A 26,037-nucleotide genomic window follows, 5' to 3' on the forward strand; every position below is an offset into this window, starting at 1 on the left:
CGCTGCTTCATTTTATGGCTTTTCAGTCATCTCTTTCAATTTGTAAATCAAATCAAGTGCTTGCCGCGCATTGATACAGTCAGGGTCGAGTTTGCAAAGGGTTTCCACCACCGGGTGTGGGGAGGGTGGTTCGGCAAACAAATCCGATTGTAACGGCTGATTGGCGGTGGCGAGCACCTGATTATTTAAATCCTGTTTTTCAAGTTGAGATAGTTTGCGTTTGGCGTTCTCAATCACGGCCGCAGGAACACCGGCCAGCTTGGCAACCTGTAAACCGTAGCTTTGGTTCGCAGGCCCTTCCAGAACTTTGTGCAGAAACAATATGGTATCGCCTTGCTCCTTGGCTGCCAGGTGGACATTAACCACATTGGGAACCTGGTCGGGAAGTTGGGTCAGCTCAAAGTAGTGGGTGGCGAATAGCGTTAAAGCCTGGATTTTTACCGACAGGTAATTTGCGCAGGCCCAGGCCAGGGATAGTCCATCAAAAGTGCTGGTGCCGCGCCCAATTTCGTCCATGATAACCAGGCTTTGTCGCGTCGCGTTGTGTAAAATACTCGCTGTTTCGGTCATTTCGACCATGAATGTCGAGCGGCCGCTGGCCAGATCGTCAGAAGAACCGATGCGGGTAAAAATACGGTCGATGGAGCCAATACGAGCCTTTTCTGCCGGCACAAAACTGCCGATGTGTGCCAATATTGCGATCAAGGCGGTCTGGCGCATGAATGTTGATTTACCACCCATGTTGGGGCCAGTGATAACCAGCATCCTGCGGTGGCTGTCCAGCCTTAAATCGTTGGGTATAAAGGCCTCATTCATTACTTGCTCTACTACCAGATGGCGGCCAGCTTCGATATGCAGTCCGGTTTCTTCTGCAAGCACCGGACGGGACAAGGCTAGCGTATCGGCTCGTTCTGCCAAACAAGCCAGTACATCCAGTTCGGCGATAGCGGTAAAGCTCGTTTGCAAATCAAAAAGAGGTTCAGAGAAGCGTTCAAGCAAGGATTCGAAAAGTGCTTTTTCACGCGACAGAGAACGGCTTTTTGCGCTCAGCGCTTTGTCTTCGAATGCTTTCAATTCCGGGGTGATATAGCGCTCGGCGTTCTTCAGCGTCTGGCGGCGGATGTATTCTTGCGGCGCTTGCTTGGACTGGGATTTACTGATTTCAATAAAGTAACCGTGAACCCGGTTGTAACCGACTTTTAGCGTGCTTAATCCGGTGCGCGCTCGCTCCTGCTCTTCCAGGTCCACCAAAAACTGGCCGGCATTTTCGCTGATAGCACGCAGTTCATCCAGCTCAGCGTCAAACCCTTCAGCAATCACACCTCCATCGCGGATCAACACCGGGGGTGTTTCGATTAGCGCTGAGGTCAATAGCCCGGCTAATTCGGGGTAGCAGGAAATGGTCTTGCTCAGCTGCGCGATGATGGGCGCATCCATTGCTGTGAGCGCTTCGTGTAGCTGCGGCAGTATGTTGAGCGCATCCCGTAACCGCGACATATCCCTCGGGCGGGCTGATTTGAGTGCGATACGGGCCAGAATTCGCTCTATGTCGCCTATCTGTTTCAAAATGGCCTGTATGGGTTCGTATTGGTAGTCATTCAGCAGAGCGCTAATACTATCCTGGCGCCGGGTGATGTGGTTTTTGTCACGAATTGGCCGGCGCAGCCAGCGCCGCAGCATGCGCCCGCCCATTGCTGTTTTGGTGCGGTCCAGGACCCAGGCCAGGGTGTATTTGTCGCCGCCATGGACGTTTTCGGTTAACTCCAGATTGCGCCGGGTTGAGCTGTCAAGCACCACACAATCACTCTGGGACTCCACTGCGAGGCTGCGTATGTGGGGCAGGGCAGCACGCTGTGTTTCTTTTGCGTATTGCAGCAGGCAGCCTGCAGCCGATACCGCCAGCTCCAATTTCTCACAGCCGAATCCGGCCAGATCCTGAGTATTGAATTGTTGTACCAGTGCGCGCTCTGCGGATTCAAAATCGAATTCCCATACCGCACGAAGACGCACGCCTTGGCGATTCGAAAGCAGTTTAGCTACATGGGTATCTTCTGTAATCAACAGCTCTGCGGGATCCAGGCGGGCAATTTCTGCCAGCAGCGCAGCGTCGCCCTGTACCTCGCTGACAAAATAGCGTCCGCTGCTGATATCCAGATGTGCAATGCCGAAATTGTCCATGTGTTGGCTAACAGCACACAGCAGGTTGTCCTGATGTTCATCCAGCAGGGCTTCATCGCTGACCGTACCCGGGGTCACGATGCGCACGACTTTACGCTCCACCGGCCCCTTGCTGGCGGCTGGGTCGCCTATCTGCTCGGCAACGGCAACAGACTCCCCCTGTTTGACCAGTTTAGCCAGGTAGCTCTCAGCCGCGTGGTATGGAATCCCCGCCATGGGAATGGGGCTGCCGGCGGATTGGCCTCGTTGAGTCAGGGTGATTTCCAGTAGCTCGGAGGCCTTTTTGGCGTCATCAAAGAAAAGCTCGTAAAAATCGCCCATGCGGTAGAAAACCAATTCATCGGGATGTTCCGATTTGATGCGTAAATATTGCTGCATCATGGGGGTGTGATTGCTTAAAGATTGTTCGGCTGTGGACATCTTATCTCAGTTTTCTTGTTGGCAGGCTCAGCGATGAATATCTGGGTCGCATTGTAACTTGAATCGGTTTCTTTGGAAGCCTCTCTAAGCCATCGGAAGTAATGCCACAGATTAACCCTAAGTAATTTTGGCGCTGTTGTCGTAGTGCCGGAGCGCCGTTACAGGTAAAATCCTCAACACTTTTTTGGATGCGCAGAAATTATCTATGTTGTTGTACTCGGATCAGGTCTTACTGATAGAAGCATTGGCTTCCCAATTGGGACTCTTGTTAGCGGATAAAAATAAAAAAATTGCGACCGCGGAATCCTGCACCGGAGGTTGGGTGGCCGAGGCTATTACCCAGGTGGCGGGCAGCTCAGAATGGTTCGATCGTGGGTTTGTGACTTACAGCAACGATTCCAAAAAGCAAATGCTGGGCGTGAAGCTACGCACTTTGAATCAGCAGGGGGCCGTGAGTCAAAAAGCCGTAGAGGAAATGGCCGTGGGTGCGCTTAAGAAATCCAAAGCGCAGTTTTCAGTCGCCATCAGCGGTATTGCTGGCCCAACCGGGGGCACCGACGAGAAGCCGGTCGGCACGGTCTGGCTGGCCTGGAACATCGAGGGAGTGGTGGACAGCTCGTTGGCTATGCTGCCCGGTGAGCGGCGTGATGTGCGTGCTGCGGCTGTCACGCTGGCGTTGCAGGGACTGTTGGTTCGCTTGCGGAAATGCCCTGCGCTTGGCAAGGCAGAGCAGGAAAAGACAAAAGAATTGCCGGACTTACTTGATGGATCACAATAATACTGTTTAAATATACAGTAATTGATTGGGTAGTCGATAATACAGCAAATTCAGCGTGAGGAGTGATTAATGGACGACAACAAAAAGAAGGCGTTGAGCGCCGCTTTATCCCAGATTGAACGCCAGTTCGGAAAGGGCGCCGTGATGCGCATGGGTGATCAGGCTCATGTGGCTATACCCGCTATATCAACCGGGTCTTTGGGTCTGGATATTGCGCTGGGTATTGGTGGTATGCCTCAGGGGCGGATCGCTGAGATCTACGGTCCTGAATCGTCCGGTAAAACAACGTTAACGCTGAGCTTGGTGGCTCAGGCTCAAAAGAAAGGCCTGACCTGCGCGTTCGTGGATGCAGAGCATGCATTGGATCCGCTCTATGCCGGTAAGCTTGGGGTCAACGTTGATGATTTGTTGGTGTCGCAACCCGATACAGGGGAACAGGCACTGGAAATAACGGATATGTTGGTGCGCTCCAATGCGGTTGACGTGATAATTGTGGATTCGGTTGCAGCTCTGGTGCCCAGAGCAGAAATCGAAGGTGAGATGGGGGATGCCCACGTCGGCTTGCAGGCGCGTTTGATGTCCCAGGCGTTACGTAAAATTACCGGTAGTGTGAAACAAGCAAATTGCTTGGTTATTTTCATTAATCAGATCCGGATGAAAATTGGTGTGATGTTCGGTAATCCGGAGACCACCACCGGGGGCAACGCGTTGAAGTTCTACGCGTCCGTTCGGTTGGATATTCGCCGTACCGGTGCAGTTAAACAGGGTGACGAAGTGGTCGGTAATGAGACTCGGGTCAAGGTAGTAAAGAACAAAGTGGCGCCTCCGTTCAAACAAACCGAATTCCAGATTCTCTATGGTTCCGGCATTTATCATATGGGTGAAGTGCTTGATCTGGGGGTAGCATGTGGCTTGGTGGTGAAATCAGGTGCCTGGTATTCCTACCAGGGTGACAAGATCGGTCAGGGTAAAGCGAATGCCGCTAAATTTCTGGAGGATAATCCGGAAATTGCAGAGACAATTGAAACGGAAATACGCAATCAGCTGCTTGTAACCGAACCACCAAAAAAAGAAGATCAGGCGCTAGAAGAGGCCTGATTATTGATCGGTCATTTATCCGGGCCAAAGTTTTAATTAATAGCTTCCGGATTTTGGAAAAGGGTCGCAATCACACGATTGCGGCCCTTTTCTTTTGCCTGATATAACGCCTCATCGGCCTTTTTAAGTATATCGGCTGCGGTGAAGCTTCTGTTCGGCGATGTGGTAGCAACGCCCAGGCTAATCGTCACCGTATTTTGCGGGTCATCCCGAATCGGGTTCTGGATTTTGAGCGATTCTATTTTCTGTCGCAGGTTATTGGCTAATTCCGTTGCCTCTTCATGAGACACATCCGGAACGACACAAGCAAACTCTTCTCCGCCGTAGCGGGCGATGGAATCTGACGAGCGCCGCATGGTGTTTTTCAATGACGAGGCCACTTGCTTCAGACACTGGTCTCCAGCGACATGTCCGAATTGGTCATTGAGGTTTTTAAAATGATCGATATCAATCATGATGATCGTTAACTGGCTGCCAGTACGACCACACCGACGCCACTCCTGGAACAGGATTTCGTCAAAACTCCGACGATTACACACCCCGGTTAAGCTATCAATGGACACCAGTTGTTCCAGCATATCGGTCTTTGTTTTTAACAATAACTGGTTGCGAATCCTGGCCATGACAATCGGCAGGCTGAAAGGTTTTGTGATGTAGTCCACAGCCCCGAGTTCCAAGCCTTTGGCCTCATCTTCTGTGGCATTTTTAGCGGTAATGAATATGACTGGAATGGCTTCAGTGAGCGGGTTGGATTTTAGCTTGGCGCAGACTTCATAGCCATCCATGCCAGGCATGGAAATATCCAGCAAAATAAGATCCGGACGATCATCGCTAGTGGCAACGGTAAGTGATTCGGCTCCGCTGGTTGCTGCTTTCACCCGATACCAGGGCGTTAAAGCTTGAGATAGCACCCTGATATTTAGGGGCTCGTCATCAACAATGAGCACAGACTGTTTGTACTGATTAGGCATTAAGGTGGTTTGCAAAGCAGCTTGTAATTCTAAATTTAGACAATGCCCCCCCGCAGTCAAGCCAAACCGCGATACAACTGCTAGTCTTAATTGATAAGGAAGTCACAATTCAGGGAATGGCTATCATTGCTCATGGGAATAGAACACCACAAGAGAGATGATTTACTTCGACTTATATTTGAACAATCTGACAAGGCCCGGTTCATTTTTGAACACGGTGTATTAGTGGATTGTAACGAAGCCGCTCTGCGCTTGCTCACTATCGAGACCAAAGCGCAGCTTTTGGGTGTTGGCTATCAGTCGCTATTTCCTGATTGCGAAGCGGCAGTAGCATCGCCATTTTTTTGTTCTCGTTTGAAGACACCGGAAGGGGGTTCCATTTCCGTTAAAGCGTCCCTGACAGAGGTTGCAACTTCGCCGCACTTTCTACGTCTGGTGGTGATTCATTCAATAGAAGACGAATCACCTGAAAGGCGGATTTTGGACGACACCTGGCAAGTGGTGCTCGAACTTGACACCGAAGGGTGTATCCAATTCAGTAACCGCGCCGCACATCAGCTGGTCGCGCAATCCCGAGAAGAGGTAATGGGTGTAGCGCTGTGGCAATCACCCTGGTGGGGCCACACGCCAAGCCAGCGAGACATACTCCATCGGGTCACCAAGCAGGCGCTAAAAGGACATTCTGCGCATTTTTCTGCCGAGCACCAATGTCCCGATGGCTCTTTATTGCAAATGGAATTAATTTTTAACCCGGTTGTAGAGGCGGGTAGAGTGGTCAGGATTATTGTCGAAGCCATGGATGTCACCGTTACCTATCAGGCCCATGCATTTGAGCGATATTCCCGTGAGCAGGCTGAAGCAGCGAATCAGGCAAAAAGTGAATTTCTGGCTAATATGAGTCATGAAATCAGAACGCCGATGAACGCAATCATCGGCATGACACAATTAACGCTAAAGACCAATCTAACCGACCGTCAGCGTTATTTTCTGGAGACGGTAGACACGGCAGCCCAATCATTGATGAGCATCATTAACGACATTCTGGATTTTTCAAAAATAGAGGCCGGTAAGCTGGAATTGGAACTCATTCCGTTTAGCCTGAATGAGTTGCTTGAGCAGCTGGCTGCGGTGGTGGCTTTAAAAGCCCAGTCAAAGAATCTGGATTTTATTATCGAAGATGTGGACGTACCCTTTTCATTAATAGGTGATCCTTTGCGGTTGCAGCAGGTGCTTCTCAACCTGTGTGACAACGCCATCAAATTTACCCTTGAAGGTGGAGTCCAGGTGCGGGTTAAGCTGAAATCCCGTTCCGATACTGCGGTGGCGTTGCAGTTTAAGGTCACCGACACCGGGATCGGCTTTAGCCCTGATGATGGCAAGCGACTATTCGGTCCCTTCATTCAGGCAGACGCTTCAGTCAGCAGGCAGTTTGGTGGAACCGGATTGGGTTTGGCTATTTGCAGACAGCTGGTCAACGCTATGGGCGGTGAATTAAAGGCCGACAGTGAGCCTGGGCGGGGCAGCACATTTCATTTTGAACTTCCGCTGGGTTTGGGGGAAGAAAAGCCTGCAGCAGACGGCGTCGACCCCCAGCTTATGCGTAAACCATCGCTATTGAAAGATACGTGTGTTTTGTTGGTCGATGATAATCCGGTCTGTTGTCTCACTGAAAGTAAGATACTGCGTAAGCATAATTGCAATGTATTAATAGCGCACACCGGAGCCGAAGCGATTGCTTTAGCGCAGCAATACCAGCACCAGATACAGATTGTATTAATGGATTGGGAGTTGCCTGATATGAATGGCATCGAAACTGCTGTCCAGATCCTTCAGCAGCATCCGAAAATATTCGCACTCCCTCCCAAACCTCAGTTATTGGTGCCTTCCATTGTTATGGTCACCGCTTTTGATCAGGATGAAATTTTGACTGAAAACAGTTATAGGCCAGATGGTTTCCTTTCAAAACCGATACGCGCGTCACAGCTGATCGAACTGCTTGAAGGTGTTATGGAAGCACGTCTCCAGCGCACCGAAAGCAGCCAGACCCGTATTGGGGAACAGAAGTTTGTTGTTAAGCCGAATCAACAACCGGACGCGCCGTTATCCCGTAAACCTCGAATATTGCTGGTGGAAGATAACGAGATCAATCAAATTCTGGTAAAGGAAAACTTACTGGCAGTCGGGCTGGAAGTGGATATGGCGGGGAACGGGGAGGAAGCGCTCAGTGATCTATACGCTCGGCAGTACGACCTGGTGTTGATGGACGTGCAAATGCCGGTTATGGACGGTATAGAATGTTGCAGTAAATTACGTGAACGTTGGCCTAAAGATGCATTGCCGGTACTCGCGTTAACCGCAAATACGACACCGCAACAAAGAGAGCAGGTTTACGCTACCGGAATGAATGGTTTGGTTGCAAAGCCGTTCGATCCGGATCTTTTGATCAGTGAAATTGCTGCTCATTTACCACAGGAATTCAATGATTGGTCCCGGAGGTTACTCACTTTTGGTGGCTCATCTTCACTTCAGGATATCGGGGAGCTACCGGGGTATGATCTGCACAATGCGCTCAGCAGAACCCGGGGCAGTTGGCGGCGATACGCCGTACTTGTAGATGAATTCTGCGTTCGTTTTGGAAAGTCTTCTCTTGAGTTCAGGGCGCTCGCAGAAGAACAGCAATGGAAGGCGCTGAGTCAGGCGTGTCATAAATTGATTGGCGTCGCCGCTAACTTGGGATTAACCCGGGTTGCTGGTATCGCTAAGCTAATCCACGGCCTTTGCAATGGCCAGAGTCAAACCGAAATTGTTGGCCAATTGTTGAAACTGGACGACGCTTTGCTCGAAGTCCTGTCGGGTGAAAAAGCCATACAGCAATATGCTTACACGGTTGAACCGGATATTCAGAACACCGTCCCGCAAGTGCCGGTGAGTCAATTGTTATTGCAGTTGCGGCAGTTACGCGAAAGCCTTCAACGCCACGAGGTCCAGGATGCGGACGCTATCCATTTATTGACGCACAGTCTGCTGGCCTTGGCAGGGGAAGTCGAAGTCGTATCTTTAGTAGACTCAATCGCCAATTTCGACTTTTCCTCGGGAATCACAAAACTCGACACGATACTTGCAAAATTCGATGCAAGCGTCACACAGGAGTGATGCCAAAGGAGTGGGGTATGGTTCTCCAAACACGCCTTTACGTGTTAATATCACGGCAGTCAATTGCAAGTATTGCCCGGTAGCCAACTTCGAATTTGGAAGCACAACGCCATGCCCACCGATAATCAGCCTGTCAATCGCTTATCCATTCGCGCTATTGATATTTCATGTAAAGATTGTAGCTTGAACCCGATATGCTTGCCGGTGGCCGTGAACGCAGTGCAATTAGTGGAACTGGACAGTATCATTAAACGCAGCCGGCCTCTGCGCAAAGAAGAGTACTTGTTTCGCGCAAGTGATCCGTTTCACTCCATTTTTGCAGTGCGTAGCGGGACGCTAAAAACCTATGCAGTGTCGGAAAATGGCGAAGAGCAGGTAACTGGGTTTTATTTGCCGGGAGAATTGCTGGGCATCGACGGCATCAGTATGAATCGGCACACCAACTTTGCCAAAGCACTGGAAACCGCTGCAGTGTGTGAAATACCCTTCGATAAACTGGAAATACTTTTCGCCAAAATGCCTACGTTACAGCGCCATTTTTTTCAGCTATTGAGTCGAGAAATTCAATCCGACCAACTGCTCATCAGGTTGCTAAGCAAAAAAAGTGCAGAAGAACGTATCGCTGCCTTGTTGATGAGCATTTCTCATCGCCATACCCGGCGAGGCCTCTCTCCGTTAGGCTTCCGTTTGGCTATGTCCCGAAACGACATAGGCAACTACCTCGGATTGGCTGTTGAGACAGTGTCCCGGGTTTTTACCCGATTGCAAAAGCAGGGCATTATTCTGGTGGATGGAAAAGAGGTAGAAGTACTTGATTTGTCGGCTCTCAGTCTGGCTTCCGACGCTTATGAGCTTCGCGCCCAAACCGCCTGAATTGTCTTAAACCCACCCAATCTCCGCTGGCCTTTTGGCTGTGTTCTTGGCCTAATCTGCATTGTTTTCGGCACAAACAACCAATGACAACCCCGATCGGGATGTGTTCTAGTACATCGTGTTTATTTATTAGCCGACCAGCAACTCAAATTGATCGTGATCGCGCCCCTTTTAAGCGGTTCATGGCGAAGCAGACACAGTAAAAAAGAGACCGTAATATGACGTCTGAAATAATCGACGTGTTGATTGTCGGTGCCGGGCTCTCCGGTATTGGCGCAGCCCGTCACTTGCAAAAAATTTGCCCGAAAAAGACCTACGCCATTCTGGAAGCTCGTGATGCCATTGGCGGTACCTGGGACTTGTTTCGTTATCCCGGCATTCGCTCAGACTCGGATATGTTCACGCTGGGATACAGTTTTAAACCCTGGAACAATCCAAAGTCGATTGCGGATGGAGAAGATATCCGCCACTACATTGAAGAAACCGCCCGCGAAAATAATATCGAGCGTAACATTCGGTTTGGTCATAAGGTAATAAGCGCCTCATGGGACTCCGATCAGGCACTGTGGACGGTTCAGGTTCAGCGAGTAGACGAACCGCAACCGCTTCAGATTCAATGTAATTTCTTTATCGGGTGTACCGGGTACTACAATTATGACAAAGGCTATACCCCGGAATTCCCGGGTAGTGATCGTTTTGGCGGGCAGATTGTTCATCCCCAGCATTGGCCTGATAAACTGGATTACCGGGACAAGCGGGTTGTGGTGATCGGTAGCGGTGCAACGGCGGTAACATTGGTTCCGGCGATGGCGGAAGCGGCGGCACATGTCACCATGTTGCAACGATCCCCGTCCTACGTGGCGTCGGTTCCCCTGAAAGACAAAGTTGCCATAAAATTGCGCAAGTATTTACCTGCGTGGTTGGTATACCGGATGGCCCGTACCAGACAAATCGGTTTCCAGATGGCGTTTTATCGTCTGGCCCGGGCCAAACCGAAAATGGTACGCCGTTTATTGCTGGGGCAGGTGCGAAAGCAAGTGGGTCCCGACTTTGATATGACTCATTTTTCTCCGCAATATAATCCTTGGGACGAGCGCTTGTGTGCGGTTCCAAACGGGGATTTATTCCGCGCTATCCGCAAAGGCAACGCCTCTGTCGAGACCGATCATATTGAAACCTTTACCGAAAAAGGGATTTTGCTGAAATCCGGAAAGCAGTTGGAGGCGGACATCATCATTACCGCCACGGGGTTGGATTTACAAATGCTGGGCGGTACTCAGTTGGAAGTGGACGGTAAACCCTTTGTGATTTCCAACTCAATGAATTACAAGGGTGTCATGTTTCAGGACCTACCGAATTTTGCCATGATCTTCGGATACACCAACGCGTCTTGGACGCTGAAATCAGATATTACCAGTGAGTTCCTGTGCCGTTTGATCAAGGAAATGGATAAACGTAAATTACGTCAATGCACGCCGCGCTTGGCGGATAGTAGTGTAGAGGCGTTACCGTTCATTGAAATGCGGTCAGGGTATCTACAGAGAGCGATGTCAAAACTGCCCAAGCAGGGTTCGGTCGCCCCCTGGAAATTGCATCAAAATTACGCAATGGATCTGGCAATGTTACGTTTTGGTCAACTCGATGACGGTACTATGACCTTTTCAAATCCGGCACCTGGGTGACTGACTCGTTAGTCCCAGCGGTATTTCTTGAAAGCCCCTGTTAACAGGGGCTTTTTCATTGTTATAAAATGTGTGTAGCATTAACTGCTAACACGCTATGGATGGTTGGAGTCGGCGACGCTGGTTTGCAAGGCTCCTCAAACGCAACACCCCAACTTGATAGAGAGACTACGTATGACTAAGTTAGCTGAGCTCGTATCGGAAGACACTTCATTCGCTGAAAAAATGAAAATCAACGCAAGGCGATTTGGGCTGGCCGGTGTGGGCCTGCTCAGTCTCGTTGAACATGAACGGGATCGTCTCTATAAGCAAATATTGGAAATGGGTGAAAGTGTAGGTGGGTCAGATACTTTGGTGGGGCGTATCAGCCTGATCAGCACCGGCACCCTGAATCTGATGCGTGAAGAAACCCTGCGGGTGTTTGATGAGCTGGTGGAAGAAGGCGAACAAGCCTGGTCGAAGGATAAAAAAACAACCTTGCTGGGGGTCGAAAAAATCAGTGCAACCCGCACGGTAGGAAGGTCAAAAAACAGCACAGCCGATCTCAAAAGGTCAGTTTCATCCAAAGCTGCTACGGTAGCTGATGCCGCATTGCAATCAGCCGCCGGGTTAAAAGCCGATTCCGAGTCCGTAATGAAACGCACAGCGTCGAAAGCGGCAGTCGTGAAGGCCAAAGCCAAGGCCGCTTATGATGAATTGTCAGATGAAATGAAACAACGGTTTGATGAGGTCAAAGTGTTGGCCACCGATCTGAGTGGATATGGTGAGCAGGCCAAATTGGAAATTAACGCGCTGGTTAAACAAATCAAAGAGGGTGATGTAAAAGGTCGGCGCCCAGCGCAGAGTAAAGTTCAGGAGTGCGCTGAATTTGATGCACGCAAAGCGATCAAAGGGATGAAGCCGTCGGAGGCTTTGCAACGCCTGGAAAAAGTGCTGGCTCAGAACGCAGAAGAAGTTGCTCATTAATAGTAATTCCGGGCAAAGCAACGGGCGCGACGCAGATGGGCAGACAAAAGCGCAGGTAAAGGAGAGCGCTCTACGTTTGTTGTCCCGGCGTGAATACAGCGTACGCGAATTGACAACCCGGTTGACCTCAAAGTTTGATGCAGCGCTGGTCGATGCAGAGCTGAAAGGGTTAATTGAACAAGGTTTGCAAAGCGATGAGCGTTACGCCCGCATGATGCTTAACGCCAGGCTGTCTCGGAGCCACGGTCCGTTGCGTATTGCCCGGGAAATCCAGAGCAAGGGAGTGGCGCCTGAGTTGGTAGGCCAGGTTATGGAAGCCGCTGAGGTCGATTGGTTCGAGCAGGCCCGGGAAGCCTATGAGCGCCGCTTCGGTCCCGGACCTGCAACGGATATGAAGCAGCGGTCAAAGCAGTTTCGCTTCCTGCAATACCGGGGTTTCAGCGTTGATCAGATACAATATGCAATGAATCCTGATAAATAATCAGAGCAGAGACCATTTTTCACTCATCCAGTAGATGAAAGCGCCGCAATAGATGGTAAACTCGCGCCTTTATGGCGAGAAATGCCTATCACCTCGCATAACCAACTGCTAGTTCACAAATCCGAATCTATGAAAACCTCTGAAATCCGACAAGCGTTCCTCCAATACTTTGCTTCCCAGGGACATGAAATCGTGCCCAGCAGCTCTCTGGTGCCTGGAAACGATCCTACTTTGTTGTTCACCAACGCCGGAATGGTGCAGTTCAAGGACGTGTTCCTGGGCCGTGAACAGCGGCAGTCCACCCGAGCCACGTCGTCCCAGCGTTGCGTGCGAGCAGGGGGGAAACATAACGATCTTGAAAACGTGGGTTATACCGCTCGTCACCATACCTTTTTTGAGATGCTGGGTAACTTCAGTTTTGGCGATTACTTCAAGGAAGATGCAATCCGCTTCGCCTGGGAATTTCTCACTGGCGTAATGAAGCTTCCGAAGGAAAAGCTGTGGATCACTGTATATCAGGATGACCAGGAAGCAGAAAAAATCTGGTTGGAAACGATGGGAGTCGACCCCGAGCGTTTTTCGCGCCTGGGTGCAGACAGTAATTTCTGGCAGATGGGGGACACGGGTCCTTGCGGTCCCTGTACTGAAATATTCTATGATCATGGTGCTGATGTGTGGGGCGGGCCACCGGGTAGCCCGGAGGAAGACGGTGACCGCTATATAGAAATATGGAATCTGGTGTTCATGCAATATGACCGGCAGCCGGACGGCGAGTTGCAGCCGCTACCCAAGCCCTCGGTTGATACGGGCATGGGCCTGGAACGAATCGCTGCAGTGATGCAAAGCGTGCACAGTAACTACGAAATCGACTTGTTTGTAAATCTGCTTAATGCCGCGGCCAAAGTGATTGGTACACAGGATCTGGAAGAAAAATCCCTGCGCGTAGTGGCCGATCATATCCGTTCCTGTGCCTTTCTGATCACCGATGGTGTGATGCCTTCTAACGAAGGCCGGGGCTACGTGCTGAGGCGCATATTGCGGCGGGCAATCCGCCACGGAAACAAGCTCGGAATGAAAGATTTGTTTTTCTATAAATTGGTGAAGCCGCTGGTATTGGAAATGGGGGATGCCTATCCGGAGCTGCGGCAAGCTCAGACACAGATTGAAAAGATTCTGAAGCTTGAAGAAGAGCAGTTTGCCAAAACACTGGAGCAAGGATTGCGTATTCTTGACCAGGAGCTGGAATCATTGCAAGCCAAGCAGATACCAGGGGATCTGGTATTCAAGCTTTATGACACTTATGGCTTTCCCGCTGACCTGACGGCTGATATCGCCCGTGAACGTGAGTTAACGATCGATCAAACCGGTTTTGAGCAGGCGATGCACCAACAGAAAAGCCGCTCCAAAGAAGCCGGTAAATTCAAGTCTGGGTATCATGATGGTATTGAGGTGCTAACGGCAACCGGGTTTACGGGATATCAGCAATCGGAGGCACCGGCCACCATCACGGAGCTGTTTGTGGGTGGTGTGTCCGTAGCGCAGGTGATGGCCGGACAGGAAGCCATTATCGTGCTGGACAGCACGCCATTTTATGCGGAATCCGGCGGCCAGATTGGAGATGTAGGTTTTATAAACTCGGCGGATGCGTCATTCGAAGTCATTGATACCGGTAAAGAACGTCAAGCCCATTTGCATCACGGAGTAATGACGTCAGGCTCGCTCCAGGTGGGGGATGCTATAACGGCGGTAATCGACAACTCCCGTCGCCAGGCTATTCGACTTAATCACTCTGCAACACACTTAATGCATGCGGCATTGCGCATGGTGTTGGGTTCCCATGTAACACAGAAAGGGTCACTGGTGGGTGCCGACCGGCTGCGTTTTGACTTCACTCATATGGAGCCAATGAAGCCGGAAGAGATTCGGGCTGTGGAGCGTTTGGTGAATGAACAGATTCGTGGCAATAGTGAAGTGAGCACCGAACTTATGGCCATTGATGACGCCAAAGCCTGCGGCGCTATGGCGCTGTTCGGTGAAAAATACGACGATGAAGTGCGAGTCCTGACTATGGGGCAGGATCGGTTTTCCATCGAATTATGCGGAGGCACCCACGTTGCCCGGACCGGAGATATTGGCGTTTTCCGGATTATTTCAGAAACCGGTGTCGCGGCGGGTATCCGCCGAATTGAAGCGGTGAGTGGTCAGGCCGCGATGGATTGGATTGATGCGACGGAAGACACGGTCGACGCCATTTCCAGCCTGCTGAAAACCAACCGGGAACAGGTGCTTGAGCGAGTTCAGCAGTCGCTTGACCGGGTCAAGATTCTGGAGAAAGAACTGGAGCGGCAGAAAGCCAAGCTGGCCAGCAGTGCCGGCGACGAACTGCTGCAGCAGGTTAAGGACGTAGCCGGAGTGAAGGTGTTGAGTGCCGAAGTGGACGGGGTTGATCCTAAAGCACTGCGGGATATGGTTGATAAACTGAAAGACAAATTAGGCTCCGGCATTATCGTTCTGGGATTAGGCGGAGAAAAAGCCAACCTGGTGGCCGGGGTAACCAAAGACCTGACATCAAAAGTGAAAGCAGGTGATCTTGTCAATCACGTTGCCCAACAATTGGGGGGGCGTGGTGGCGGTAGGCCGGATCTGGCGATGGCGGGAGGCCCGAATGTGGCGAATCTTGCGGTTGCCCTCGGGTCGGTGGAAAACTGGGTGTCGGAAAAATTGAATTAAAACGGATCAAAGGCTGTTGAAAAGGTCGGAAAAGCAAGTTGACCAGGCAACAAAAGGTATACAATACAGGCCTTTAGTTTCATATTGAGAACCGCTATTGTTGCGATCCTGTAACAGTCCCGTGCGATAGCGAATCGTTAAAATCTACTGAAGAAATGTTTCAATGGCGTTAATTGTTCAGAAATACGGTGGAACCTCAGTCGGTACCATTGATCGTATAAAAAGTGTGGCCAAGCGGGTCGAGCGGACACGTGATGAAGGCCACGACGTGGTGGTCGTGCTATCTGCTATGAGTGGGGAAACCAACCGTTTGTTAGCGCTTGCCCATGACATCTGTGCTAAGCCTTCTGCGCGGGAATTGGACGTTCTAGTAACCACCGGAGAGCAGGTAACCATCGCCTTGCTGAGTATGGCATTGCAGAGTGATGGCTATGAGGCCCGCTCCTATACCGGTGCCCAGGTCAGGATTCTCACCGACGACTCATTCGGAAAGGCTCGTATTCAGGGGATTGACGCTGAGCGTATCGGCACCGACCTCTCCAAAGGCCGCATTGTTGTAGTGGCCGGGTTTCAGGGTGTCGATGGCGAAGGCAATATTACGACGCTGGGTCGTGGTGGTTCTGACACGTCTGCGGTGGCGTTGGCAGCGGCGCTCAAGGCCGATGAATGCCAGATTTATACGGACGTAGACGGCGTTTACACAACCGACCCCCGGGTGGTCGGCAGTGCGCGCCGGCTGGATCGTATTACTTTTGAAGAAATGCTGGAAATGGCAAGCCAGGGTTCAAAAGTATTGCAGATCCGTTCAGTGGAATTTGCGGGCAAATACAATGTACCGCTGCGGGTCCTGTCCAGCTTTGAAGACGGCCCCGGAACATTAATTACAGTCGATGAAGAGGAACCCATGGAACAGCCCGTGATCTCAGGAATTGCCTTCAACCGTGACGAGGCCAAGATTACCGTACGCGGTGTGCCGGATATTCCGGGTGCGGCCTATAAAATATTAGGCCCTGTAGGCCATGCGAATATTGAAGTGGACATGATTGTGCAAAACGTGGGAGCGGACAACACCACGGATTTCACCTTTACTGTGCACAAAAACGAAATGGAAAAAGCGACGGAAGTGCTGAAGAACGTCGCTGCTGAGCTTGGTGCCCGAGAAGTACAATCGGATGCGTCAGTTGCAAAAGTCTCCATGGTGGGGGTCGGCATGCGTTCTCACGCGGGGGTAGCCGCCAAGATGTTTGAAATTCTCGCTAACGAAGTCATAAATATCCAGATGATCTCCACTTCGGAAATCAAGATCTCCGTCGTGATCGAGGAAAAGTATCTGGAATTGGCCGTGCGGGCTTTGCATTCCGGGTTTGAGCTGGAAAAGGAACCATTTGAGTCAAAATAACGTGAATACGAAATAAAATAGGCTTTATCCCTACCAAAATCGTGAAGCTGGTCAATAATTACGGTGGTTTTGGAATTTAGGGCAGGGCATTTACCCGGAAATAATATCCAAGAGCTCGTTGGAGCAGTATGCACAGGAGAAGGATATGTTAATTTTGACTCGAAGAGTCGGTGAGACGTTGATGATAGGTGATGAAGTCACCGTAACTGTACTGGGTGTTAAAGGTAATCAAGTGCGAATTGGCGTAAATGCACCTAAAGAAGTAGCAGTTCATCGGGAAGAAATCTACCAGCGCATCCAGCGGGAAAAAAGTTCTGATCAACCAGACTCGTAATCCCCTGTAGCGGTAGTAAAAGGCGGTGTTTAGCATCGCTTTTTTTTATCTCCCGAGCCGGTCGGGTATTATCTTTCAAAATCAGCAATTTGGGCTAGAAATTTTGGCGTAAGGCTAGTAATATCCAGCGCACGTTTTTAGGAGAGGTGGCCGAGAGGCTGAAGGCGCTCCCCTGCTAAGGGAGTATACGGCTTATACCCGTATCGAGGGTTCGAATCCCTCCTTCTCCGCCATAAAACGGCTTAGCACAAGTCACACGGCTTGACTAAGAGTAAAACAAATCAGGTAATGATTGATTAGCAATTGACATAGATACCTGGTTACGTAAAATGCACCACCCACGCGCCCGTAGCTCAGCTGGATAGAGTACCTGGCTACGAACCAGGCGGTCGCACGTTCGAATCGTGCCGGGCGCGCCATATAAAATGAAGGCTTGCAGAAATGCAGGCCTTTTTTTATGTTCGCACTAGGCATTTTCGCCAGATTAATAGACACCAATACCCCCTGAATTTGAATTTTGTGCCCTGCGTCAAGCAAGCGGCCTTGGGCCAAGTGCGGGAGTAGGTACGCATTTTAGAGCACGTTTTGGCTACGGCGCAGTGAATTACCAATTTGGCTGCCGAATTTGATCGGGCGAGCTGCAAATATCCCAACCAATACATTGATAAATAGTGGGTTCGAATCTGGCTATAATCGGGTCTGGCCTATTGGCTTCGTTTTTTACCTTCCCCCGCACTGTGGTTCGCTGTTGTTTGCGGTGCAAATATTGCATTATACGTTGCTAATCAGAACTGCTATTGCGACAAACATACATCCAATTAACTCAATCCATGTGATTTGGAGAGACAATATGAGCAACTTACTATGGGAAGGGGTCAACCTCATGGTGGTTGGAATGGGAGCGGTCTTCGTTTTTCTGATGTTGCTGGTCTTCACCACCAGTGTTATGTCCGCTCTGGTGGCCCGGTTTCTTCCCCAGCCAAATCACCCTGTGGTCACTGAAACGCCAACACCCGCCCGCGCTACCGGCACTGATAACAGCACTTTGATGGCAGTGATAACAGCTGCAATTCATCAACATCGCTCACGTCATAAATAGGGTGGCCTTTCCCAGGCCCGATAAATCCAAGCTGTTTTTTCGTCTATTTTTTCCCGATTTTAAAAACCGAACAGAAGCGAACTACCAAAAGGCCGATTCTTATGACCGAGATTAACAAACCGCTAGGTATTACCGACGTCGTGTTGCGTGATGCGCACCAGTCTTTGTTTGCCACGCGGTTGCGTGTTGAAGATATGCTTCCGATCGCAGATAAGCTGGATCAGGTTGGCTTTTGGTCGATCGAGTCCTGGGGCGGAGCGACTTTCGATGCTTGTATTCGTTACTTGGGGGAGGACCCCTGGGAGCGCATTCGCCTGCTGAAAAAAGCCATGCCGAAAACGCCGCAGCAAATGTTGCTGAGAGGACAAAATTTGCTGGGCTATCGCCACTACGCGGACGATGTGGTGAAAAAGTTTGTTGAGCGGGCTGCGGTGAATGGTGTGGACGTTTTCCGTGTCTTCGACGCAATGAACGACACACGAAACCTGGAGACAGCAATCAAAGCCGTATTAGAGCATGGCAAGCATGCGCAAGGGACAATTTCCTATACGGTGAGTCCGGTCCACACCACTGAAATGTGGCTCGATATGGCGAAGAAGATTGAAGATATGGGTGCCGATTCAATCTGTATTAAAGACATGGCGGGCTTGCTGAAACCTTATGTGGGCTACGAACTGGTCACCCGACTCAAGCAAACGGTTAAAATTCCGATTCATATGCAATGCCATGCGACCACAGGTATGTCCACTGCCACGGCACTTAAGTGTGCAGAGGCCGGTATCGATAATGTGGACACGGCTATATCCTCTATGAGCATGACCTATGGCCATTCGCCCACGGAAGCCGTGGTGGCAATACTGCAGGGCAGCGCACGGGATACCGGATTGGATATTTACCTGCTGGAGGAAATTGCAGCCTATTTCCGTGAGGTAAGAAAAAAGTACGCCAAGTTCGAAGGTGCGCTACGTGGTGTGGACTCGCGTATTCTCGTGGCACAGGTCCCAGGCGGCATGCTCACCAATATGGAAGGTCAGCTTAAAGAGCAGGGAGCCGGTGATAAACTGGATGCGGTGCTGGAAGAAATTCCCCAGGTACGCAAAGACCTGGGGTTTATTCCGTTGGTGACACCGACGTCGCAAATAGTCGGCACTCAGGCGGTGCTGAATGTGCTGACCGGTGAGCGTTATAAAAGTATTTCAAAGGAAACTGCCGGAGTTCTGAAAGGTGAATACGGTTCTGCACCTGCTCCCTTTAATGCAGATTTACAAGCCCGTGTGTTGGAAGGTAAAGCGGCCATTACCTGTCGCCCCGCTGATTTGTTGCAGCCGGAGCTGGATAAGCTAACCAGTGAGTTATATTCGCTGGTCGAACAGCATAAAATCACCCTGGCGGTGGATTCTGTGGATGATGTTCTAACATACGCTTTGTTTCCTCAAATTGGCCTTAAATTTTTACAAAATCGCGGTAACCCTGATGCATTCGAGCCGGTCCCCGATGGGGCGGAACAAACCCCGGTTGCGCCTGCTGCCAGCACCCGTAGCGACAGTGGCGTTTATACCGTAACCGTCAATGGGCAATCTTACGTCGTACAGGTGGCTGATGGGGGGGATATCAGTTCAGTTGAGCCGTCCGTTCCATCCACTCAGGCAGTGGAACCTGTTGCTGCACCCGCCGGCAAAGGTGAGCCGGTGTTGTCCCCCCTGGCCGGAAATATATTCAAAGTCAAAGTGAATGTTGGTCAGTCTGTGCAGGAGGGTGATGTGATCGTGCTTCTTGAGGCTATGAAAATGGAAACAGAAATCAGGGCTGCTCGATCAGGCGCGGTTGCAGCGATATCCGTTAAGGAAGGGGATGCTGTAAAAGTGGGTGATATTTTGTTGACCATTGCTTAATTTTTGGAGCGGTTCCCATGGATAAATTGACCAAGCTTTGGCATAGCACTGGAATATATCACCTTGATCTTGGGCAGGGGGTGATGATTCTGGTGGGCCTGTTGTTATTGTGGCTCGCGATCAAAAAAGGCTTTGAACCACTCTTGCTGGTGCCGATTGGAGTGGGCGGAATTCTGGCGAATATCCCCGTAGCAGGGTTAGCGGAATCGGCGGTGGGTCATGCCTTATATTATGGCGATGCTGATTTAATTTCAGCGATCAAATCCCTGCTCAGTCTGAATGGGGATGCCACAGCCGTTCAGGTTAAATCTGCTTATTACGCTGCATCACCTGCATTGCAGGATGAGGTAACCTTTTTGGCGAAGGGCGGGGGCCATGCCGACGGCATTTTGTATCTGATTTACACCGTGGGTTTGACCACCGGTCTGTTTCCGTTGTTGATTTTTATGGGGGTCGGCGCAATGACGGATTTTGGGCCGCTGTTGGCAAATCCGCGAACCTTGTTGCTCGGCGCCGCGGCCCAGTTCGGTATTTTTGCCGCGTTAATGGGGGCATTGGCGCTCACTACCTTGGATATAGGGGTTAACTTTTCCCTGGCGGATGCCGCTTCTATCGGCATTATCGGCGGCGCAGACGGGCCTACCGCGATTTACGTTACCAGTAAATTGGCACCGGACTTGTTGGGTGCCATTGCAGTAGCGGCGTATTCTTATATGGCGTTGGTACCGTTGATCCAGCCGCCCATAATGAAAGCGTTAACGACGGAAGCCGAGCGCAAAATTAAAATGGAGCAGCTGCGGATTGTTCCCCAGGCAGAAAAAATCATATTTCCCATTTTGATTCTGGTTTTAGTTGCGTTGTTATTGCCGGATGCGGCACCGTTACTGGGAATGTTCTGCTTCGGCAACCTGATGCGCGAATCCGGTGTGGTGGACCGGTTAAGCGATACGGCGCAGAACGCGCTGATTAATATCGTAACCATTGGCTTGGGCTTGGCGGTAGGCTCCAAATTAAGTGCGTCTTCATTTCTGGTCGCTGAAACACTGGGCATACTAATTTTGGGTATGGCCGCATTCTGTATCGGTACCGGGTGTGGTGTGCTGATGGCAAAGCTGATGAATCGCTTTTCCAAACAACCGATCAACCCTCTGATTGGGTCTGCCGGTGTCTCCGCTGTGCCGATGGCGGCCCGGGTATCAAACAAAGTTGGGCTGGAAGCCAACCCGCAAAACTTTCTGCTGATGCATGCAATGGGACCGAATGTGGCGGGTGTCATCGGTTCGGCAGTGGCTGCGGGTATTTTACTGAACTATGTTGGGTAAGTGGGGTAAGTGGGGTAAGTGGGGTAAGTTGGGTAAACCGGCAAGCGTTAAGGGGATCAAAAAAGCCGACCTGGATGTCGGCTTTTTTCGTCTGCTGAGTCCGTTAATCGGTAACGCGTCAGGATTTTACCAAGCGGAAACGTTGCGGATTGTTGCGTAGATCTGCGGCTTTTTTTGCCCGGTTCTCATCTACAACGGAACGCAGCGATTCAGCTACCGCACGGATATCGTCACCCAGGGCTTCCGCAATAAACTCCGGTGAATGACCGATCATAAACAAACACTCGATCAACTGAGGCTTAAAATCCGGTTTTACCAGAGCAAAATTAAAGAGCGCAATCTTACGGCGACATTGATGGGGATCGCGTCCGTTTTGGGGTTCTTGTCTGAGAATATAGAGTGATTGAGGAATATCGTAAAAAGCAAGTAGATCAACGACTTGTTGCCCGCGAGCCTTATTTAAAAATCGATCTTGTTGAATCTCTTCCAGTTCAATCAACAGATCAGTCAGTTCATAATCGATCATGGCACCCTCCAGTGGGACTATTGAGGCCTTCGCATCCTTTAGGCTTCCAATGCTTACCAACGGCCTAAGCTACCACACTTTTAAAAATAGTGAATAGGCGACCAAGTAAACAATGCTAATTTTGTTTGGTCGCGTCGGTTTTACTGTACTAATGGCCCTGAAAGCACAATTTTATGGTCGTGTTAACAGATTGAAGTGGTTACGATTTCCATGCTTGTGCACGCTGTAAAACCAATTGACTTAAAAATGCGATGTGATCGGGACGGTTGTTCAGGCACGGGATGTAGTGATATTCCTTGCCTCCGGCGTGCAAAAATATTTCCTTGTTTTGCTCTGCAATTTCTTCCAGTGTTTCCAGGCAATCAGCCGAGAAAGCCGGGCACACAACGTCAACCCGCTTAATATCATCCTGTTCTCCCCATTCTTGCAGAATGACGTCCGTATAGGGCTTGACCCATTCTTCCCGGCCAAAGCGGGATTGAAAGCTTTCTGTCCACTGATCTTTTAGCAGACCCAGCCGTTCGGCCACCCCTCGAGCGGTGTCTCGGCTGTACTGCGGATAGGGGTCGCCCTGATCTTCATAGCTTTGGGGGATGCCGTGAAAGGAAAGCAACAGGCGGTCCGGCTTGCCGTGGCTCTGCCAGTATTCATCGATACTGTTTGCGAGACATTGTTGGTAATCAGGATGCTGCCAGTAATCACGTATAAAGATCATTTCCGGCAGATTGGGATAGGCGCGGAAATTACGGGCAATAGCATCGAACACTGCGGCTGTGGTGGTGCCGGAATATTGCGGATACATCGGTAAAACAATCAATCGTTGGATGCCGGATTTCATCAGGTTCGCAATGCCCTTATCAATACCCGGATTGCCATAGGTCATCGCCAGCTCCACCGGGATGTTCTGCCCGGTCAATTGCTGTAAGCTGCTTTGCAGGTCTTGTTGTTGTTGCTGGCTGATGGCGAGCAAGGGGGAACCGCGATTGGTCCAGACGGTCTGATATAACTTTGCTACCTTGGGTGGACGGATCAGCAGAATCACCAGATTCAATGCACACCACCAGATCAGGCGGGGTGCGTGGATTACCCTGGGATCCGATAAAAATTCACGTAAATACCGCCGGACACTCGGCGCGTCGGCTTTATCCGGTGTGCCCAGATTCACCAGCAGTACTCCAAAAGGTGCAGTGTTCTCGTTAGACAAGTGTGATCTCCTTTATTAATGCGGTTATTGTAAGTAAATTATGCTGCAAAGCGAGCCTTGCTCGATGATTTATAACTATGAATGAGTTGGAGAAATACTATGGCGTTGCCAAAGGTGGGGAATATGGCCCCGGCCTGGACTTTACCGAACCAAGCGGGTGAAAAAATCAGTCTGAAGGATTTTAAGGGTAAGAAGAATGTGGTTTTCTATTTTTATCCTCGGGCGTTAACGCCCGGTTGTACCACGCAAGCGTGTGGATTACGGGATGTCAAAAAGGAATTGGCAAAGCTGGATGCGGTGGTATTCGGAGTCAGCCCGGATCCGGTTAAGAAGTTGCAGAGCTTTATTGAGAAGAAAGCGTTGAATTTTGATTTGTTGTCCGATGAAGATAAAACCATTGCGGAAAAATACGGCGTGTGGGGACTAAAGAAATTCATGGGTAAAGAATTCATGGGTATTATCCGCACTACCTTTATTATCGGTAAGGACGGCAGGCTCAAACATATTATGGATAAGGTCAAAACCAAAACCCACCATGATGATGTGATTGAGGTATTAAAAACGCTTTAATGTGGTATTTAGCCAATTTTCGCAGACTAAGAGACGCTCAGGCGTTTGTGGATTACATGCAGTCCATTGGCGTGTCCTGTAAATTGCAAATCGATGGCACGGAAATAAAGCTCTTTTTGCAGGATGAGATGCAGTTAGAACAGGCTAGGAAGGAGTTGGAGCGATTCGGCCGTGAGCCGACGCATGCCCGTTATCGGCTTGCATCCTGGCAGCTTTCTGAATCAAACCCCGTCAATCCGCAATTGACCGGATTATATAAAGGCTTCTCCATTATTGCGGCTTTTAAAAATACCGGTCCCTTCACATTAACGATTCTGGCGATCTGTACCCTGGTCTATTTGTATACCGGCCAAGGTATGAATGACGCAGCTCGTGCGCCCTTTATGTTTTTTGCCAGCGCGCCTGAAATGTTCGATCTGCAGCAGATATGGCGCTGGGTAACCCCCGCTTTTCTGCACTTCGGCATTTTTCACTTTCTGTTTAATATGGGTGCCTGGTGGATCTTCGGGGGCATGGTGGAAAAAGGCCAGTCCGGTTCGCGGTTGTTTCTGATTTTTGCAGCCACCGCGTTGTTGTCCAATGGTGTGCAGTTTTTCTGGAGCGGTAACCTGTTTGGTGGCTTATCCGGCGTGGTGTATGCGGTGATCGGCTACCTCTGGGTATACCAGCGACTCCATCCCGCGCCTCCGTTTCGCATACCGAATGGCATGATGGCCTTTATGCTGGTTGCACTGGCGCTGGGTTTTACCAACTTTATACCGACAGCCAACCAGGCTCATCTTGCAGGTCTGCTGGGCGGCTGTGCGTTGGGATGGCTGTTGGCGTGGATGGATCGTCCGGATCATGCGGGTCTTGTGTGAAATGGTCCGCCCTTCAGGATTCGAACCTGAGGCCTTCCCCTTAGGAGGGGGACGCTCTATCCAGCTGAGCTAAGGGCGGGTATCGGCTAAATTCTGCGGATTCTAGCGAGATCATCCCAAAGAATCCAGTCGTTGGCGGCAAATAGCGTTAACGGCTGGCGTTGGGGTTCCCGCTATTCTGGCAATTTAGGCCAGTGACTCTGCCAACTTAGGCGAATACACTTTTAGGCCGCTATAAAAGCGACGATGATACCGGTTCAGGAATGATTTGATGTCATACGTGAAAAGGTGCAACTGAGGAAAGGTAGAAAATAATGGATATTCAATTGACCCCGGAAGATCTTGCGTTTCGAGATGAAGTGCGGAATTTTCTGAAAACTAAAGTTTCCGATCGCATTAAAAAGGCCATAGTAGGCGGCCATATCGATAAAGACTGCATGATCGAATGGCAGAAAACCCTATATGAGCAGGGTTGGATTGCGCCGGGTTGGCCGCAGGAATACGGCGGTACCGGTTGGAATATTACCCAAAAATTCATCTTTGAAAATGAATGTGCAGAAGCCGGGGCTCCAGCCATTGTGCCATTCGGGTTGAAAATGGTGGGTCCGGTTATCTATACCTTTGGCAACGACGAACAGAAGAAACGTTTTTTACCGGATATATTGCAAAGTAATACATGGTGGTGCCAGGGTTACTCTGAACCCGGCGCCGGATCAGATCTGGCCGCGTTGCAAACCAAGGCGGTTCGTGATGGCGATGATTATCTGGTAACGGGTCAAAAAATCTGGACTACCTACGCCCAGTATTCCGATTGGATTTTTTGTCTGGTGCGCACTGATCCGGATGCCAAAAAGCAGGAAGGGATTTCGTTTCTATTAATCGATATGAATACACCCGGAATCGAAGTACGAAAAATCGATACCATTGATAACCAGCATTCCTTAAACGAAGTGTTTTTTGACAACGTTCGGGTTCCGGTCGCCAATCGGATTGGTGAAGAAAACAAAGGCTGGACGTACGCAAAATACCTGTTGACCCACGAACGCACGGCAATCGCTGGTGTTCCTCAGTCAAAGAAAGCCCTAGAGCGCATAAAGACGATTGCCTCGCAGGAAATGTCCGGCGGACGGCCTTTGATCGAAGATAGTTTGTTTGCGTCCAAGTTGGCACAAATCGAAATCGACCTGATGGCTCTGGAATATACGGAATTGCGTACTATCGCCAGCGTGGCTGATGGTGGTGCCCCGGGTCCTGAATCTTCCATCCTCAAAATTCGTGGTACTGAAATACAACAAGCGGTGGCCGAACTCTCTGTCGAGCTTTGTGGTTATTACGCCAACGCAATAAACGACGGGGATCCGATCGGCAATGCCTATGCCGCAGACATTGCAACCAAATATCTGTATGGCCGTGCTGCCACCATTTATGGGGGCTCCAACGAAGTACAGAAAAATATCATTGCGAAAATGGTGCTGGGGCTTTAGCAGCGGGAATTAAGGAG

At 50.3% G+C, this 26,037-nt stretch carries 20 protein-coding genes and 3 tRNA genes; 18 read left to right on the forward strand and 5 right to left on the reverse strand.

Annotation, left to right across the window (positions count from 1 at the left end; translation table 11 throughout):
* Positions 1-12 precede the first annotated feature (12 nt).
* Positions 13-2,598, reverse strand: coding sequence for a DNA mismatch repair protein MutS (gene mutS, locus FT643_RS11585; protein WP_156871562.1), 2,586 nt, complete (start codon positions 2,596-2,598; stop codon positions 13-15).
* 205 nt (positions 2,599-2,803) lie between these two features.
* Between mutS and FT643_RS11590 the strand changes: the two genes are divergently transcribed.
* Together FT643_RS11590 and recA are read left to right on the forward strand one after the other, a co-directional pair.
* Positions 2,804-3,376: a CinA family protein gene (locus FT643_RS11590; RefSeq protein ID WP_156871563.1), complete on the forward strand. Its 573-nt coding sequence runs from the start codon at positions 2,804-2,806 to the stop codon at positions 3,374-3,376.
* Positions 3,377-3,445: 69 nt separating this feature from the next.
* Positions 3,446-4,474 carry a recombinase RecA gene (gene recA / locus FT643_RS11595; protein WP_156871564.1) on the forward strand — a complete coding sequence of 343 codons (1,029 nt, stop codon included), beginning with the start codon at positions 3,446-3,448 and terminating at the stop codon, positions 4,472-4,474.
* 32 nt (positions 4,475-4,506) lie between these two features.
* On the opposite strand, the gene FT643_RS11600 is transcribed toward recA, so the two are convergent.
* Positions 4,507-5,445 (reverse strand): diguanylate cyclase, encoded by a 939-nt coding sequence (locus FT643_RS11600; RefSeq protein WP_156871565.1) that lies wholly within the window; start codon positions 5,443-5,445, stop codon positions 4,507-4,509.
* Between the two features lie 225 nt (positions 5,446-5,670).
* Here FT643_RS11600 and FT643_RS11605 point away from each other — a divergent pair, with 225 nt between their 5' ends.
* The 13 genes from FT643_RS11605 to FT643_RS11665 all read left to right on the forward strand — a co-directional run bounded on the left by FT643_RS11605 (position 5,671) and on the right by FT643_RS11665 (position 21,376).
* Positions 5,671-8,598, forward strand: coding sequence for a response regulator (locus FT643_RS11605; RefSeq protein ID WP_198043500.1), 2,928 nt, complete (start codon positions 5,671-5,673; stop codon positions 8,596-8,598).
* A gap of 111 nt (positions 8,599-8,709) precedes the next feature.
* Positions 8,710-9,471, forward strand: coding sequence for a fumarate/nitrate reduction transcriptional regulator Fnr (gene fnr / locus FT643_RS11610; RefSeq protein WP_156871567.1), 762 nt, complete (start codon positions 8,710-8,712; stop codon positions 9,469-9,471).
* A gap of 218 nt (positions 9,472-9,689) precedes the next feature.
* Positions 9,690-11,153 carry a flavin-containing monooxygenase gene (locus tag FT643_RS11615; RefSeq protein ID WP_156871568.1) on the forward strand — a complete coding sequence of 488 codons (1,464 nt, stop codon included), beginning with the start codon at positions 9,690-9,692 and terminating at the stop codon, positions 11,151-11,153.
* A gap of 174 nt (positions 11,154-11,327) precedes the next feature.
* Positions 11,328-12,119, forward strand: a complete 792-nt coding sequence (locus FT643_RS11620) for an acyl-CoA-binding protein (RefSeq protein WP_156871569.1) — start codon at positions 11,328-11,330, stop codon at positions 12,117-12,119.
* The gene (locus FT643_RS11625; RefSeq protein WP_156871570.1) at positions 12,109-12,600 is read left to right on the forward strand and encodes a regulatory protein RecX; all 492 of its coding nucleotides are present in this window, start codon (positions 12,109-12,111) and stop codon (positions 12,598-12,600) included. Before FT643_RS11620 ends, FT643_RS11625 begins: the two co-directional genes overlap by 11 nt.
* 129 nt (positions 12,601-12,729) lie before the next feature.
* Positions 12,730-15,330: an alanine--tRNA ligase gene (alaS, locus tag FT643_RS11630; RefSeq protein WP_156871740.1), complete on the forward strand. Its 2,601-nt coding sequence runs from the start codon at positions 12,730-12,732 to the stop codon at positions 15,328-15,330.
* Between the two features lie 163 nt (positions 15,331-15,493).
* Complete coding sequence (locus tag FT643_RS11635; protein ID WP_156871571.1) at positions 15,494-16,729, forward strand: aspartate kinase; 1,236 nt, start codon at positions 15,494-15,496, stop codon at positions 16,727-16,729.
* 145 nt (positions 16,730-16,874) lie between these two features.
* A complete protein-coding gene (gene csrA / locus FT643_RS11640; RefSeq protein WP_156871572.1) occupies positions 16,875-17,063 on the forward strand; it encodes a carbon storage regulator CsrA in 189 nt (62 codons plus the stop codon).
* A 140-nt stretch (positions 17,064-17,203) separates the two neighbouring features.
* Positions 17,204-17,296: transfer RNA gene (locus FT643_RS11645), tRNA-Ser, on the forward strand.
* Between the two features lie 109 nt (positions 17,297-17,405).
* Positions 17,406-17,482: transfer RNA gene (locus tag FT643_RS11650), tRNA-Arg, on the forward strand.
* A gap of 431 nt (positions 17,483-17,913) precedes the next feature.
* Positions 17,914-18,162, forward strand: a complete 249-nt coding sequence (locus tag FT643_RS11655; RefSeq protein ID WP_156871573.1) for an OadG family protein — start codon at positions 17,914-17,916, stop codon at positions 18,160-18,162.
* 101 nt (positions 18,163-18,263) lie between these two features.
* On the forward strand, positions 18,264-20,054 hold the full coding sequence (oadA, locus tag FT643_RS11660) for a sodium-extruding oxaloacetate decarboxylase subunit alpha (protein WP_156871574.1): 1,791 nt from the start codon (positions 18,264-18,266) through the stop codon (positions 20,052-20,054).
* 17 nt (positions 20,055-20,071) lie between these two features.
* On the forward strand, positions 20,072-21,376 hold the full coding sequence (locus FT643_RS11665) for a sodium ion-translocating decarboxylase subunit beta (RefSeq protein WP_156871575.1): 1,305 nt from the start codon (positions 20,072-20,074) through the stop codon (positions 21,374-21,376).
* A 118-nt stretch (positions 21,377-21,494) separates the two neighbouring features.
* Here the strand turns inward: FT643_RS11665 and FT643_RS11670 are convergent, their stop codons facing one another.
* Positions 21,495-21,902 (reverse strand): hypothetical protein, encoded by a 408-nt coding sequence (locus FT643_RS11670; protein ID WP_156871576.1) that lies wholly within the window; start codon positions 21,900-21,902, stop codon positions 21,495-21,497.
* A 199-nt stretch (positions 21,903-22,101) separates the two neighbouring features.
* Positions 22,102-23,106 (reverse strand): ferrochelatase, encoded by a 1,005-nt coding sequence (gene hemH, locus FT643_RS11675; RefSeq protein WP_156871577.1) that lies wholly within the window; start codon positions 23,104-23,106, stop codon positions 22,102-22,104.
* A 99-nt stretch (positions 23,107-23,205) separates the two neighbouring features.
* Between hemH and bcp the strand changes: the two genes are divergently transcribed.
* Positions 23,206-23,676: a thioredoxin-dependent thiol peroxidase gene (gene bcp / locus FT643_RS11680; protein ID WP_156871578.1), complete on the forward strand. Its 471-nt coding sequence runs from the start codon at positions 23,206-23,208 to the stop codon at positions 23,674-23,676.
* The gene (gene glpG, locus FT643_RS11685) at positions 23,676-24,536 is read left to right on the forward strand and encodes a rhomboid family intramembrane serine protease GlpG (protein WP_156871579.1); all 861 of its coding nucleotides are present in this window, start codon (positions 23,676-23,678) and stop codon (positions 24,534-24,536) included. The genes bcp and glpG overlap by 1 nt, the downstream gene beginning before the upstream one ends.
* A 2-nt stretch (positions 24,537-24,538) precedes the next feature.
* Here the strand turns inward: glpG and FT643_RS11690 are convergent.
* Positions 24,539-24,615 (reverse strand) — tRNA-Arg (locus FT643_RS11690).
* Between the two features lie 235 nt (positions 24,616-24,850).
* On the opposite strand from FT643_RS11690, the gene FT643_RS11695 reads away from it, so the two are divergent.
* On the forward strand, positions 24,851-26,020 hold the full coding sequence (locus FT643_RS11695) for an acyl-CoA dehydrogenase family protein (RefSeq protein WP_156871580.1): 1,170 nt from the start codon (positions 24,851-24,853) through the stop codon (positions 26,018-26,020).
* Positions 26,021-26,037 lie beyond the last annotated feature (17 nt).

The sequence above is a fragment of the Ketobacter sp. MCCC 1A13808 genome, from assembly GCF_009746715.1.
Taxonomy (GTDB): Bacteria; Pseudomonadota; Gammaproteobacteria; order Pseudomonadales; family Ketobacteraceae; genus Ketobacter.

Bases quoted from the DNA above. Each gene is read 5' to 3' on its own strand.
- mutS (WP_156871562.1), bottom strand. From the start codon at position 2,598: ATGTCCACAGCCGAACAATCTTTAAGCAATCACACCCCCATGATGCAG.
- FT643_RS11590 (WP_156871563.1), top strand. From the start codon at position 2,804: ATGTTGTTGTACTCGGATCAGGTCTTACTGATAGAAGCATTGGCTTCC.
- recA (WP_156871564.1), top strand. From the start codon at position 3,446: ATGGACGACAACAAAAAGAAGGCGTTGAGCGCCGCTTTATCCCAGATT.
- FT643_RS11600 (WP_156871565.1), bottom strand. From the start codon at position 5,445: ATGCCTAATCAGTACAAACAGTCTGTGCTCATTGTTGATGACGAGCCC.
- fnr (WP_156871567.1), top strand. From the start codon at position 8,710: ATGCCCACCGATAATCAGCCTGTCAATCGCTTATCCATTCGCGCTATT.
- FT643_RS11615 (WP_156871568.1), top strand. From the start codon at position 9,690: ATGACGTCTGAAATAATCGACGTGTTGATTGTCGGTGCCGGGCTCTCC.
- FT643_RS11620 (WP_156871569.1), top strand. From the start codon at position 11,328: ATGACTAAGTTAGCTGAGCTCGTATCGGAAGACACTTCATTCGCTGAA.
- alaS (WP_156871740.1), top strand. From the start codon at position 12,730: ATGAAAACCTCTGAAATCCGACAAGCGTTCCTCCAATACTTTGCTTCC.
- FT643_RS11635 (WP_156871571.1), top strand. From the start codon at position 15,494: ATGGCGTTAATTGTTCAGAAATACGGTGGAACCTCAGTCGGTACCATT.
- csrA (WP_156871572.1), top strand. From the start codon at position 16,875: ATGTTAATTTTGACTCGAAGAGTCGGTGAGACGTTGATGATAGGTGAT.
- FT643_RS11655 (WP_156871573.1), top strand. From the start codon at position 17,914: ATGAGCAACTTACTATGGGAAGGGGTCAACCTCATGGTGGTTGGAATG.
- oadA (WP_156871574.1), top strand. From the start codon at position 18,264: ATGACCGAGATTAACAAACCGCTAGGTATTACCGACGTCGTGTTGCGT.
- FT643_RS11665 (WP_156871575.1), top strand. From the start codon at position 20,072: ATGGATAAATTGACCAAGCTTTGGCATAGCACTGGAATATATCACCTT.
- FT643_RS11670 (WP_156871576.1), bottom strand. From the start codon at position 21,902: ATGATCGATTATGAACTGACTGATCTGTTGATTGAACTGGAAGAGATT.
- bcp (WP_156871578.1), top strand. From the start codon at position 23,206: ATGGCGTTGCCAAAGGTGGGGAATATGGCCCCGGCCTGGACTTTACCG.
- glpG (WP_156871579.1), top strand. From the start codon at position 23,676: ATGTGGTATTTAGCCAATTTTCGCAGACTAAGAGACGCTCAGGCGTTT.
- FT643_RS11695 (WP_156871580.1), top strand. From the start codon at position 24,851: ATGGATATTCAATTGACCCCGGAAGATCTTGCGTTTCGAGATGAAGTG.